Below are 13060 nucleotides of genomic sequence, written 5' to 3'. Positions count from 1 at the left end.
TCATACTTGATACCAACGTATTAGTGACTGGATGAAGTACAACAAAGGCGCGTCATACAAATTACTTACGCATATTCATAGTCCAGATTTTCAGTTACATATTTCAACGCCACTGGTATTTGAATATGAATCTATTTTAAAGCGTGAGATTGAACACAGCCGACATGCCGATATGGATGCAATCGTAGATTATTTATGCTTAATTGCAACCGCGCATCAAATCTTTTATTTATGGCGGCCAGTATTGCACGATATTAAAGATGACCATGTGCTAGAACTTGCAGTTAAGGCGCAGGCAACCATCGTAACGTGGAACATCAAAGACTTTAAAATCGCAAAATCAAAATTTGGTATAAATGTGATTACACCCAAAGAATTATTGAATCAGAAAGGATTATTATCATGAGCGTACTTAGCATAAGACTCCCCAACTCATTACACACAATGGTAAAAACGGTTGCCTCCGAAGAGGATATATCCATTAACCAATTTATTGCATCCGCAGTTGCGGAAAAATTATCAGCACTCACCACTGAAAAATATATTGAAGCTCGTGCGGTAAGGGCAAGTAAAGATAAATTCAACTCAGCGTTATCAAAAGTGCCTAATAGTGAGCCAACTGAGATAGACCGAATCTAAATCATGATGCAATTATAAGTCCGCTGAGTTAATTTATAGTGTTGGCACCTGCGGTAAAGAAGGCCAAAGCGTGCCAATGGATGTAGGTCAGCCTACGCTAAAAATTGATGCACTCACGGTAGGTGGAACAACTTAATGATTAGCTCTGCAAAAATCAGCGCCCATATTATTTTGAAAATATTTTCAAAATAATATGGGCGCTTCAGTAGTTAATCAAGCAATATTTATAGGAATTAGTTATAGCCCCCAGCCCCATTCCGAAGGGTTATAATTTATTTAACCAATACTCTTTAACTTCATCAGTTATAGCCCCCAGCCCCATTCCGAAGGGTTATAATGGACACGGCTCAGGGGTTTCGCACACCCGCGTTATAGCCCCCAGCCCCATTCCGAAGGGTTATAATCATTGATTAATTTTTTAGTCATACACCCATGTTATAGCCCCCAGCCCCATTCCGAAGGGTTATAATGTTTAGCCCAGATACTGACACAAGCTACATGTTATAGCCCCCAGCCCCATTCCGAAGGGTTATAATGTTTAGCCCAGATACTGACACAAGCTACATGTTATAGCCCCCAGCCCCATTCCGAAGGGTTATAATCAGGTGGTAAAGGCATCCTTATTAAAGACTGTTATAGCCCCCAGCCCCATTCCGAAGGGTTATAATTGAAAATTGAACGATTAGGAACAATTTTGAGTTATAGCCCCCAGCCCCATTCCGAAGGGTTATAATGACACCTGCACCAAAGCAGGCAGACTGTACGTTATAGCCCCCAGCCCCATTCCGAAGGGTTATAATCAAAAGAACCCGAAAAAGCGAAATTATTTCGTTATAGCCCCCAGCCCCATTCCGAAGGGTTATAATACTTTTTCTAGCTGTGCGTTTGTTTTTACAGTTATAGCCCCCAGCCCCATTCCGAAGGGTTATAATACTTTTTCTAGCTGTGCGTTTGTTTTTACAGTTATAGCCCCCAGCCCCATTCCGAAGGGTTATAATGGTATACCCATGTTAACCCCCCTGATTTTGGTTATAGCCCCCAGCCCCATTCCGAAGGGTTATAATAAGCCGACAGAGCGAACACGATATGGGTTGGTTATAGCCCCCAGCCCCATTCCGAAGGGTTATAATGGTATAGGTATTCTATCAGTGCGGCTGCAAGTTATAGCCCCCAGCCCCATTCCGAAGGGTTATAATTCATTTTTAAAGCTATACACACCACATTTAGTTATAGCCCCCAGCCCCATTCCGAAGGGTTATAATTATGCGTTCACGCAACAATCAATGAATGAAGTTATAGCCCCCAGCCCCATTCCGAAGGGTTATAATCACACGCTTGGCGATTAATGCAGTTAAGTAGTTATAGCCCCCAGCCCCATTCCGAAGGGTTATAATCACCAAGCTGATAACCCGTTGAATTTCAAAAGAATTCAACGGGTTTTTCTTTACAAATTCCGCCTTATTTATAACAAGATGAGTTGTTGGGAGGTCACTTTTTTCTCATGTTGTGTGGGTACGCCTATCCAATGTTGCATACGCCCAAACTGTTTATCGGTGTAGCGCGTCAACTATCTTGTCCAGTTCAGCGACAATTATCTTGTCTAGTTGACGCTGAGATTTTTACTACTGTTTTTGCATAGATGATTTTCTTCGGTAGCTGCCTCCTTCACACTGAATGATGGTGGCATGATGAATCAAGCGATCAATAGCAGCGACCGTCATGACCGTATCATCAAACAATTTATCCCAGTCCTCAAATGACTGGTTGGACGTGATGATTAAGCTGTGACGCTCATAACGATGTGCGATCAATTCAAACAGCACACTGCTTTCTTGTTCCGTTTTTCTGACATAGCCAATATCATCCACAATCAATACTGCGTATTTATCGAGCCTATTGAGCGCCTCAGTGAGTTTGAGTTCAGCTTTGGCCCGTTGCAGCAATTGTACCAATGCGGTCGCCGCCATGAATTTAACCCTGATGCCAGCCTCAGCCAAACCATAGCCGATACTGCTCACCAAATGGGTTTTACCAACGCCACTGGCGCCAAATACCAATAAATTGCCACCCGTTTTAACCCAGCCGTTCTGCTGAATCAGTTGATTGACCTGTACCGGCGTTACACCCTGCAATACACTGAAGTCAAAGCTGCCCAATTGTTTGCCTACTGGGAGCGAGGCATCCTTGAGATATTGCTGAAGGCGCTTGTCTTCACGTGCCAACAATTCGATATGGCACAGCTCTGCCAGGTATTGATCAGGCGCCCAATGTTCAGTGATGGCTTTTTGTGCCATCGCCTGCCAATGCGTTTTAATGGAAGCCAAATGCAACTGTTTAAGCATGAGCGGCAATGAAGCGTTATGCGTGTTAAGTGTTGGGCTATTCATTAGGCTGGTACCTTTGCCAATAAGGCTTGGTAATCACTTAACGCATGTTGCTGTATGCGCAGACTGGGAATGATCGGGATGACGTTTAAGAACCGTTGCTGGCAGTCAAGCAAGCTGAAACGACTGGCCTGCTCTATCTGCGCAAGGGCGTAACGCCCCAAGGCATCTTCACAGTTTGCCTTTTTAGCCAGGTGTAATAGCCCTACCATATATTTACAGGCGTCATCGGCGGGTAGTTCATTATCCGCACGCTGCCAAATACGCCGATAGTCCTCATTGGGTAGCAGGTCATCACGCCATTTAGCAAAACGAAAGGCACGTGGCTTCTTCACTAATGATTCAATCACATGTTGGTAATCAATGTTGCGTTGACGAATGCCTGATGACGAGAACAAGCGAGTCAGGGTCAAGGTATGCTCACCTGCACACCACAGCTCCAACTTGGCATCAAATAGACGCACCCGTACGCAACTGCTAACCAGTCTTGAAGGCACGCTATAAAGGACGTGCTTGATCGTGATGGTGCTGTTACGGCTGACGCTGAGAATATGTTCGGTGTAATTGACGCGCTGTGTCGCGGGTAAGGGTTGTAATTGTCGCTGCTCTTCCAGAAAGGCGCTGTGGATGCGACGATTACGTTGCTTGAGCAGGTTTTGCACAAAAGCCTCATAGTCCTCACGGCTGTTAAAGTCATGACTGCCGCGCACTAACAGCGCTTGATGCAGTTGTTTTTTAAGATGATTGTTGGGCGATTCAATGGCGCCATTCTCATGCGCGACACCCCGGTTATTACGGCTAGGCTTTACCCCATAATGCCGGCATAGATCCGCATAACGTTCGGTAAAATCATGTTGTTGCTGACGGTTCTTATAGGCCGCACTTAAACTGTCGGTGCGTAATTCATGCGGCACGCCGCCACTGGCAACAAATGCACGCTGCAATCCATCAGATAGCGCCGTAAAGCTCTCGCCGCCATAGACGACTTGGGCATAACCCCAGCGACTGGCGACCAAGCGATAATGAAACAGCCTATGTTTCAGCGGCACGCCGGCAATGGTCACTGATTCTTTGACCACAGTAAAATCAGCAATGCCGAGTGCGCCAAGCGCATGGGTTTGCGTAAACATCACTTCTTTAGCGCTGCCGTGTAATTGTCGCCAGCGGTTGATGCGTCGTTCCAGAGTGCGGCGTGTTCTAGGATCAAACTGATCACTGTGCTGTTCGCACAGGTAATCAAATATCCCAATCGGGGTCAGGCCATCGGACTGTTGTAATAATGGCAGCACAATCGGCTCCCATATGACAGACAGCGGATCTTCTCTGGTACGCCAATGACGATTGGCTTGTTTGGGTTGGTGAATCTGGTTGTCGATGCGACTGGCAGTGCGTGATGAAATGCCGCTCTTGGCTGCAGCAATCACCTGACTGTGCTTAGCTCTTTGTGTCATATATAAATTAACCTGTTTATCTGAAATGTGATTACCTGACACAGCGCCTCCTTATGGTTTGCTGTGCAGAACTCTATCAGATCAACTAGACAAGTTAATTGTCGCTAGACCAGACAAGATAATTGTCGCTCAATACACAGCTCAACCTGTACTAAAGCCTTATTCTGCTTTGGCAGTAGCTGCTATCTCTGCAATTGCCGCCAGAAGTAAAAATGTTCAAGTACACAATTTCAATATTGGTTTAGACTTCGGTAAAAGCGCAACTTCCTGTAAGCTCAGGCATGGCTCTTATCTGGTCATTCAATCTGATGATGCAATAAATCTTGATAACTACAGGTGGAACCGTACTACTGCACGTTTAGAACACCTCTCGGGACCTAATGCAGTAATTGAATTTAATTATTTGATTATCGGCGTGTCGGCTTACCACCCATAGACGATAGCTAATTTGTATGTTTATTATCATGCAACGTTGTGAATTGATTTAAAAACATAAAATAAAACCGACTCTGCCAAAGTCTTACTTTATTTTAGAAGCTAGTTATTTACTTTCCGAGTTGATCACGTAAAAATATGCCTACAGTATATGATGTTCTGGGAAGTCCATAGGTTTATGGTCTAAAGATTTTTAATGCAAAAATATTATATATTTATCCGATCGTTATTAGACCTTGTATCCCTACCAGTCAGCTTCTTAAAAAGTGCCCGAATAAGTGCCAATTCATGCCATTTTAGATGGTGAGTAAGTTTGTATTTTTCGATAATGAGATCAACCATCTCTATAGCACTCAAAAAAATATAGGCTTTGTAACATAGCATCAAGCGCCCTTGTCTTTCTTAAGCCCCCATGAAATTTTTGAACCATGTGCCGTGTTATTTTACAATTTTTAGAAATTACTTATCTTGACTGAACCTTTAGGAAAACGTGCCTCTATATCCAGTTGGACCCCATGACTACAATATTCGCGAGGTTTCTCGATTAACCACAAGTTACAAACTTCTGGGCATTTCATGAAAATTTATTTTGTCAAATTTAGCCGCTAAATTAGCGGCTTTTCTCATTTCATAAGCTAGAACTCTGTAACTGTCAGTTTTTAGAGTAACTGATGGTTACTAATTATTTATATAAATCATATGCTTAACTAAAATTTAGTGATTGCATATTTATTGAAAATGGATTATTTGTTATTGCTATAGCAAAAGTTGCGTGATTTAAAAACTATGATAATTTGGTTTTCAGATTACTCAGAAACGTATTTTGTGAAGAGTAGTTTGATTAGGCGGCAGTTTTAACAACTGCCATTTTAGAAAGGAAGTACCGAAGAGATAAAAGCAAAAGAGTAAGTAGCCTGAATTATCAGGTGACTAAAATGCAAAAGACCCAAGCGAAACTCACTTGAGTCGATTGAATGTAATACGTAATACCTAGCGACCAACTAGTTAAATACATTCTACGACAATAGTAAGTTTTGTCAAATTTAAGACGATGGTCTTGGCCCCTTTGCACCCCTAACTTTCTAATTGGTAAAAAATACTGATTGGCTAGACGGGACTCCCTACGCCAAAATTTCTGAGTTACTCCATTTGAAGCAAATTAGGAGTTAACAATGAATCATTTAATAGCCGTACCTAGCATAGAAATAATCTTTCCAACTAATGGAAAAATCCGTAGCAGAAAAGTAGTCAGTCGCTCTAATGCACGTAATAGCGGCAAATACCCCAGCTGGAAAATGCAACGCATGATGCAATGGGAGTCCCCGCATGAAGGTAATGCCATGCGCATCCTTGATGCAAGTCCACAAGTGATTGCTTTCAACGAGCAGCCTTGCGAAATCATCTACATGCTAAATGGCGAGAAGCGCAGGCACTACCCAGACTTGATGGTGAAAGAATATCATCGCTGCGAACTATGGGAAGTTAAAACTGAGCGCGATGCGAATGAACCTGAGGTGGCAGAACGCACCGCCCATCTAATCGAAGCTTTACCTACCTATGGCTACGGCTATCGTATGGTGTTAGCTGAGACTTTAGCCACTCAACCACGACTCGATAATATCAAACGCCTTAATAAGCTTGGACGCTTCGCGGTCCCGGCCATCGAAAAAGAAAAGATACGCCGACTTTTCTTAGTGGTGCCTGTGATGGATTGGGGAGTGTTCGAATCTCAGTCCCATTCTGTATTACAGCATATTAGCCGACTGATACTGGAAGGCAAACTTAGCATTGATCTTCATCGCCCCATAAATGCTGCAACACAAATCCACAGCCACTTCAACGTTAATCACTAGGAGATCTATCATGGCAATCGTACACTTTTGTAAAAACGTTCACTTTGATATGGACGGACGTGAATACCAAATGACTCAAGAAATATCTGAAGGTCTTTGGCAAGTGCGTGAAGTGCGCACAGGCAGGGTACATGAGTTCAATTTGCAGGCACTGCAACAATGTTATGCAGAAGGCAAACTGGTGTTTATGGAAGATCCGCAAAAAGCAGTTTTGCGTGAAGAGGCTGGCGCTAGCAAATCAACCACCATCAATCGCCAGGTAGAAGGTAAGGAATGGGACAAGGCCGTCGTCAGGCGCATGTATGTCAAAGCGGTAGAACATTTGCCTTGCACAGAGTCCATCATAAAACAGGCGATTCAACTGGTATGGACGAAGATTAAATCACCTGCCAAAGCACCGCATTGGGTCAATGTATGCGCGTGGAAAAAGACCTATATGGCCAACGGTAAAGATGCTTTTGCTTTGGCTGGGCAGCATCAACGCAAGGGTAATCGCATTTCACGGTATCCAATTGAAGTGGTCGAGATTGCAGAAGATTGCATAGATCGGCTCTATATGCGCCGTGAACGCAGTACTGTCGAAGAGGTGATGGAAGATGCCGTGGTTATGGTCACGCGCGAAAACAATCAGCGCCCTGAAAGCCAACAATTGCCACTCCCTACCAGAAGATTGATAGAGCGACTGATCAACGCGATTCCTGCCTATGACCGCTATGTAGCACGTCACGGAAAGGTGGCGGCACACCGTGTGTTCCGTAGCAAACTTAAACATCTGGTGACTAATAAACCACTCGAAGCAGCAGAGATTGACCACACCAAGCTGGATTTATTTGTGATTGATGATGAGTCTCATGTTCCGTTAGGCCGTCCTTGGCTCACAATCTGTATTGATTCACATACGCGCTGCATTCTGGGAATTTACATCGGTTTTGAGCCGCCCAGCTATCTGACAGTAGGTAAATGCCTGAAACATGCATTTCTGCCCAAGGTGAATCTGCAACAGCAATACCCTGATATCCGACATGTATGGGAAGCACATGGCGTAATGGAGCAACTGTTCGTGGATAACGGCCTGGAGTTCCACAGCATTAGTCTGGAAAAAGCCTGTTTTGCCTTTGGTGTGGAAATCGTCTATACCCCACGCAAGACACCTTGGTTTAAAGGCAAGATCGAGCGTTTCAATCGCACCATCAATCAAAGCGTCAGTCATGGCATCGCGGGAACGACCTTCAGCAATATCTTTGAGAAGGATGACTATGATCCGGCAAAACATGCCGTAGTCACTTTGAGTACGCTGCGACTCATCATCCATAAATGGATTGCTGATTATTATCATCAGAAACCGCATCGCGGACTGGGTGACGTAACGCCGGCAGCAATGTGGGCCAGCAGCATTACGCCTGATGAAATTGCTTTGGCACACAACCCTGCTGAGATCGATATGCTGTTGGGCAAAGCGGTGCCGGACAAAACCGTGAGCCACAAAGGCATCGAGATCAATAATCTGCTCTATAACTGCCCGGAGCTCATGCAACTCAGGCGCGAACGTGGTGATACCTTTAAAGTGGAGATTCGCGTCGATGAAAGTGATATTGGCCATCTCTATGTCATGTTGGGCTCTGGTCAGGGCTATATCGAAGTGCCTGCACTCAATCAGGACTATGCCAAAGGCATGACGCTGTGGCTGCACAATATCTGCCGGGAATACGCCAAGAAACATTTCAAAAAAGCAGATGTGTACAGCTATGCCCGGGCCAAGACCGAGATTCGTGAGATTGTCGAAAACGAATTGAAACTCAAACGCAAAAAATCTCATGCCAAGGTTGCGCGCTATAACGATACCACTCAGCAACCTGTGGATGATGTGACCAATCAAAAGCCCAAGTCAGCTACTACTAGAGCCAAGCCAATTGCCGACAATAGTGTGCCATTACCACTCATTGCCAGTAACAAAAAACGTCCGAGTTATACGCCTATCATGGATCAGCGTAACTAGATTGCCACATACAAACTTTAAGTGATTAAAAGGATTAAATCATGAACATACATACTTATACGCCTACTGCCGTTGACCAGATAATCGTGCCACATTTGGCATTCCAAAACGCAAAGCAACGTATCGAAACACACTTGTTAGCTGCACAACATTATAAAGAGCCTACTTGCATTGCGGTAGTCGGCGAGTCACGCACCGGAAAATCGCGCTTGCTGGAATGCATTGCCAAGCAATGTCCAAAACAGCGTACAGATCATGGATTAGTTATTCCCGTGCTATGTATCAGAATACCCTCTAAACCGACTGTTAAAGGCTTAGTCGAAACTTTATTGCGCGAAATTGGTGATCCGCTTTGGGCTAAACGTGGGTCGGAGAATGAAAAGACGGAGCGTCTTTACACCTTGCTCAAGCAAACCAGGACGCATACTGTAGTGCTTGATGAATTTCAGCATTTCTATGACAGGATGTCACATAAGGTGCAGCACTACCTGTCAGATTGGTTAAAGATCTTTGTTGATCGCTCTGGATTAACCTTGATTGTGGCGGGCTTGCCTGATTGCATGGCTGTCATTAACCAAAATGATCAACTGCGCGGCCGTTTTCTGGCACCGATTCGTATGCCACGTTTTGATTGGCAGAAAGAGGAAGATCGTTATGAATTTGGTGCTTGTTTGGAATGCTTTCAAAAGGCATTGCAGCGTTTTGATTTACCGGAACTGGCCTCTGAGAGTATGGCATTCAGATGCTATTGCGCTACAGGCGGGTTAATCGGCTATGTTGCCAAGATATTGCATCAAGCATGCATAAATGCGCAGATGGATAACAGTGCGCATGATGGCAAATTAGTCATTACCATGGCTGATCTTGGTCGAGCTTATGCGGAGGCGGTATGGTGCGACTCCATTACACCATTGATGAATCCGTTCGCTACTGACTTTGATGCAACGCCAGTGCAGGCTTTACTTGATATGGCTCAGCATATTGGTACAGCCAGTCCAGAAGTCACAACGGCGCGTACCAGAAAACTTTCCGGTAAATACCTACCAACTGCAGCAGAGGTGCTCGCCGCATGAAACATACCCGTGAGCATCAAGTGCTAACAGTTGACGATAGTATCCAGCCATTGGTGATCACACCCTCCCCCGTAAAGGGGGAGAGTTTGCCAGGCTTTATTCTGAGAACGGCTGAGCTGAATGGCTATGACAGCCCGATGAAGTTGCTGCATTACGCAGGCATGGATGATAACGAGGCGCGGTCAGCAAGGCCACCATTGGACAAGCTAGCTGGCTTATATGGCAAAACGGCAGCAGAACTGAAGGCTGCAGGTTTGGATAGCGCAGACACTCAGCATACAGGCCGTCACCTGCAGGTCATGGGTCACTCCATTCCGTCGATGTTTACCCGTAGTAAACATGCTGGTGTGTGTTTGGAATGTGTAGAGGCGCATGGGTATATTGATGGTTTCCATGAGTTGAAATATGCAGTGGCTTGCCCCATGCATCAAATCAGAACCATCAACACCTGCCCAAGCTGTCAGCAGTTGCTAAGTTGGCATCGTGCAGGGCTTACAAGGTGCAGATGTGGCGCCGACCTCTCCCAAATCGCCCCAGAAAAACTCAATAATCCAGCCATGCTGGCTTTGCTAGGTATTCTGTATGCCAAGCTGATGCGTCAGCCATTGAATACGGAGCAGATTGAGGATTGTGGTTTTCCATTGGCGGCGATTGAACAGATGTCCATTCAGACGTTATTGTCGATGATCTACCGCTTTGGTTTGTTTAATAACAAGCATAACCATAGCGGCGCCGACGATGACGCCGACTGGATGGCAGTGAAAACCACTACAGATGTATTGTCAGATTGGCCACATCGTTTCCATGATTACCTGGAGCAAGTGCATGCACCGAGCGCTAATCTTAAAGTCAGTGGGCTACGCGGTCAGTTCAATTCGTTTTATGAATCATTTTTTAAGAACATCAGGCAAGATAATGAGTTGCAATTCATGCGTGAGGCCTTTATCAGTTTCGGTCAGAACCGATGGAGGCAAGCCTCTATGCATCCTAAACTGTCTCAGTTAAGTTCTGGTCAGGCTATGGGTATGCAGCAATTGGCAAATCAACTTGGCGTACAGCCGAGTACGCTAAGAAAGATGATTGCTGACAAAGTAATTAATGTTGAAGTGAATGAACTCAATGCAACACGTAAACTGGTTACTTTATCAGTCCAACAGCCATTTGAGTTTGCATCAGGGAGTCGATGGAGTCTGAAGCAAGCGGCTCAACAGCTGGATATTCCTGTGGAGATATTACGTGCTTACCGATCACACGGTTATTACGAGGCCAAGCATTTTGTGGCTCCGATGCATATGTTCCATGAGCGTGATATAGAAGTACTGCATAAGCGTCTGATGCAAGGCATGCAATTTAAAGTTCCATTTCTGATAGTGAAGCATCACATTACCTTAGCGCAAGTCATGCGACTTAAAATTTCTTCTGAGATGAAAGCCATGTGGCTAAATGCGGTAAGCAGGCGTCAGATTCTGGCCGTTGGAACTACTAGCGCTTTGCCTAGTGGGTTGGTATTTGATGTGCATAACGTCAAAAGCTATCTGGATAAGATCAAGATAGCGCTGCATAATACTCTATCGTTTAATGAGGTTCAGTCCGAGCTAAAAATTAATCGTTCAACTTTATTCGCATTGGTGAAACATGGGCTTCTTACTAAAGCCTATTTACAGCCGTATGGGCTGCGCATCACTGAAAATTCTTTTAATTACTTCAATAACAATATGACTGCCTGCCGCGAAGTTGCTTTACTCAAAAACACCACACAAAAAGCAGTATTGGAACTATGTAGGCAGATGCGGATTCCTGTTATTCAGATTAGGAGTTCAAGTCATCGAAGTCAGGTGACTTGCTGGATACCTAAATTTAAACTCAATTTGCTAGGAGTAGGCCTTGGTATTCAGCACTTGCTTGCTGCATAAAAGTAGTCTTAACCCAAATAAGTGCCGTTTTCAAGCCGTTTTTTATCTAACACAAAACCTTTAATGGCAAACTGTTTAAGCTCTTGCCTTACTGCATTGGCATAAATGGCAATTGCAGCTAGGTAAACTTTAAGTGGTGGTTTGTGAAAGGCGAAGATGGTGCCACTGGTGACAGAGAAGGTATGACCGCAATCCTTGCAGCGCCATGTTTTACGAGTGCGTTGAAAGTAATGGTTGCTAATCACACCACACCACGGACAGGTGATATTCTCATCACCACCCCAGCGCAATGCCTTGAATACGTAAAATGCTTCTTGGTGGCTCATCTCCATTACGTGGCGTACCGATAATGTGCGTGATTTTGCGGATAAGAGAAAGTGTTGTGCCATAACTTAACCTATAATATCCACTAATATGTGGAATTATTGATAAATAAACATTGAGGTGACCAAATGGAATCAGAAGACTGGAATCGTTTGGCGTGCAGCCTGCTAAAAATCTGAATTAGCTAAAGCAGGTATTGACTATGATGAGCTGATTAAGCGGCTTGCTGAAATAGGCATTACAGAAAGTTATAAAGGCATTGCCAATAAAATCAACCGTGGCGCATACAGCTCTGCATTTTTTATGCAGTGTATGAAAGCACTTAGCATTACAACAATCAGGCTGGATTAAAAATAACTATGCAAAATTTATTGAATGACTTAACCAAATTATTAGCAGAAGATAACCGCCTTGTTGTTGAAGGCAAACTCATCAAAAATAAAGTGATTGAACTTGCGCTTAATGTGGATAGTGACTTGATTAAACTACTATTAAAAAGCGATACCATTAAACGACACTTTTTTACCCAAGCCGATGATGTGCTTGTGTTTGATAAAATAAAATTCCAGCAGTTTGTTGGCAACGAGCAATTTCTAGGTAGTAGCTACACAGCATTTAGAAACAAAATTGGTTTAACAGTAAATGGTCAATACCTAACAGAAAGCCATGATGTTGTACTGGCATGGCCGTATAAAGATTGCGTGCTAGAGGGTGGGCAAGATAAAGATGACGCTAAACGTAGTGAAGTATTTTACAACGAGACCTTAGCACCAGATCAAATAGATCGCTTACTCAGTCCTAAATTACTCACCAATTTTAAGCGTTATGATAAAGATGGCGTGCATGATTTAAGCGTAGCCAGCCAGCCAGCCAGCCAGCCAGCCAGCCAGCCAGCCAGCCAGCCAGCCAGCCAGCCAGCCAGCCAGCCAGCCAGCCAGCCAGCCAGCCAGCCAGCCAGCCAGCCAGCCAGCCAGCCAGCCAGCCAGCCAGCC

Annotated in this window: 11 protein-coding genes, 1 pseudogene and 1 CRISPR repeat array; of the genes and pseudogenes, 9 read left to right on the top strand and 3 right to left on the bottom strand. The window is 44.5% G+C overall.

Annotated features, from left to right (window positions below; genetic code table 11):
- Positions 1-31 precede the first annotated feature (31 nt).
- Positions 32-406: a putative toxin-antitoxin system toxin component, PIN family gene (locus Q8J82_RS10085; RefSeq protein ID WP_304891667.1), complete on the top strand. Its 375-nt coding sequence runs from the start codon at positions 32-34 to the stop codon at positions 404-406.
- Positions 403-639 carry a toxin-antitoxin system HicB family antitoxin gene (locus tag Q8J82_RS10080; RefSeq protein WP_304891666.1) on the top strand — a complete coding sequence of 79 codons (237 nt, stop codon included), beginning with the start codon at positions 403-405 and terminating at the stop codon, positions 637-639. Before Q8J82_RS10085 ends, Q8J82_RS10080 begins: the two co-directional genes overlap by 4 nt.
- 236 nt (positions 640-875) lie before the next feature.
- Positions 876-2036: direct repeats of the CRISPR family, unit length 36 nt; unit sequence GTTATAGCCCCCAGCCCCATTCCGAAGGGTTATAAT.
- A gap of 225 nt (positions 2037-2261) precedes the next feature.
- Here the strand turns inward: Q8J82_RS10080 and istB are convergent.
- Both istB and istA read right to left on the bottom strand, forming a co-directional pair.
- Entirely contained in the window at positions 2262-3026 is a 765-nt protein-coding gene (gene istB / locus Q8J82_RS10075; protein ID WP_304891327.1) for an IS21-like element helper ATPase IstB, read from the bottom strand.
- On the bottom strand, positions 3026-4516 hold the full coding sequence (istA, locus tag Q8J82_RS10070) for an IS21 family transposase (RefSeq protein ID WP_304891326.1): 1491 nt from the start codon (positions 4514-4516) through the stop codon (positions 3026-3028). The genes istB and istA overlap by 1 nt, the downstream gene beginning before the upstream one ends.
- A gap of 127 nt (positions 4517-4643) precedes the next feature.
- Here istA and Q8J82_RS10065 point away from each other — a divergent pair, with 127 nt between their 5' ends.
- The 5 genes from Q8J82_RS10065 (at position 4644) to Q8J82_RS10045 (ending at position 11744) form a co-directional block, all read left to right on the top strand.
- Positions 4644-4910, top strand: a complete 267-nt coding sequence (locus Q8J82_RS10065) for a hypothetical protein (protein WP_305328229.1) — start codon at positions 4644-4646, stop codon at positions 4908-4910.
- A gap of 1171 nt (positions 4911-6081) precedes the next feature.
- Positions 6082-6762, top strand: a complete 681-nt coding sequence (locus tag Q8J82_RS10060) for a TnsA endonuclease N-terminal domain-containing protein (RefSeq protein WP_304908097.1) — start codon at positions 6082-6084, stop codon at positions 6760-6762.
- Between the two features lie 10 nt (positions 6763-6772).
- Positions 6773-8758 carry a Mu transposase C-terminal domain-containing protein gene (locus Q8J82_RS10055; protein ID WP_305328228.1) on the top strand — a complete coding sequence of 662 codons (1986 nt, stop codon included), beginning with the start codon at positions 6773-6775 and terminating at the stop codon, positions 8756-8758.
- A 41-nt stretch (positions 8759-8799) separates the two neighbouring features.
- A complete protein-coding gene (locus Q8J82_RS10050) occupies positions 8800-9831 on the top strand; it encodes a TniB family NTP-binding protein (protein WP_304908095.1) in 1032 nt (343 codons plus the stop codon).
- Complete coding sequence (locus Q8J82_RS10045) at positions 9828-11744, top strand: TniQ family protein (protein ID WP_305328227.1); 1917 nt, start codon at positions 9828-9830, stop codon at positions 11742-11744. The genes Q8J82_RS10050 and Q8J82_RS10045 overlap by 4 nt, the downstream gene beginning before the upstream one ends.
- A gap of 8 nt (positions 11745-11752) precedes the next feature.
- On the opposite strand, the gene Q8J82_RS10040 is transcribed toward Q8J82_RS10045, so the two are convergent.
- The gene (locus Q8J82_RS10040) at positions 11753-12133 is read right to left on the bottom strand and encodes a transposase (protein ID WP_304908093.1); all 381 of its coding nucleotides are present in this window, start codon (positions 12131-12133) and stop codon (positions 11753-11755) included.
- Positions 12134-12251: 118 nt separating this feature from the next.
- Between Q8J82_RS10040 and Q8J82_RS13295 the strand changes: the two are divergent.
- Together Q8J82_RS13295 and Q8J82_RS10035 are read left to right on the top strand one after the other, a co-directional pair.
- A pseudogene (locus tag Q8J82_RS13295) lies at positions 12252-12419 on the top strand (DUF6471 domain-containing protein); the annotation flags it as partial.
- An 8-nt stretch (positions 12420-12427) separates the two neighbouring features.
- Positions 12428-13060, top strand: a 633-nt coding sequence (locus Q8J82_RS10035; RefSeq protein WP_305328226.1) for a site-specific DNA-methyltransferase, incomplete at its 3' end; no start/stop codon positions are given.

The organism is Methylotenera sp., from assembly GCF_030684185.1.
Classification (GTDB): domain Bacteria; phylum Pseudomonadota; class Gammaproteobacteria; order Burkholderiales; family Methylophilaceae; genus Methylotenera.
This window is presented reverse-complemented; position numbering and strand designations above follow the sequence as displayed.

What these genes read in the sequence shown, in the direction of transcription:
- Q8J82_RS10085 (WP_304891667.1), top strand. Translation starts at nt 32, where the DNA reads ATGAAGTACAACAAAGGCGCGTCATACAAATTACTTACGCATATTCAT.
- Q8J82_RS10080 (WP_304891666.1), top strand. Translation starts at nt 403, where the DNA reads ATGAGCGTACTTAGCATAAGACTCCCCAACTCATTACACACAATGGTA.
- istB (WP_304891327.1), bottom strand. Translation starts at nt 3,026, where the DNA reads ATGAATAGCCCAACACTTAACACGCATAACGCTTCATTGCCGCTCATG.
- Q8J82_RS10060 (WP_304908097.1), top strand. Translation starts at nt 6,082, where the DNA reads ATGAATCATTTAATAGCCGTACCTAGCATAGAAATAATCTTTCCAACT.
- Q8J82_RS10055 (WP_305328228.1), top strand. Translation starts at nt 6,773, where the DNA reads ATGGCAATCGTACACTTTTGTAAAAACGTTCACTTTGATATGGACGGA.
- Q8J82_RS10050 (WP_304908095.1), top strand. Translation starts at nt 8,800, where the DNA reads ATGAACATACATACTTATACGCCTACTGCCGTTGACCAGATAATCGTG.
- Q8J82_RS10045 (WP_305328227.1), top strand. Translation starts at nt 9,828, where the DNA reads ATGAAACATACCCGTGAGCATCAAGTGCTAACAGTTGACGATAGTATC.
- Q8J82_RS10040 (WP_304908093.1), bottom strand. Translation starts at nt 12,133, where the DNA reads ATGGCACAACACTTTCTCTTATCCGCAAAATCACGCACATTATCGGTA.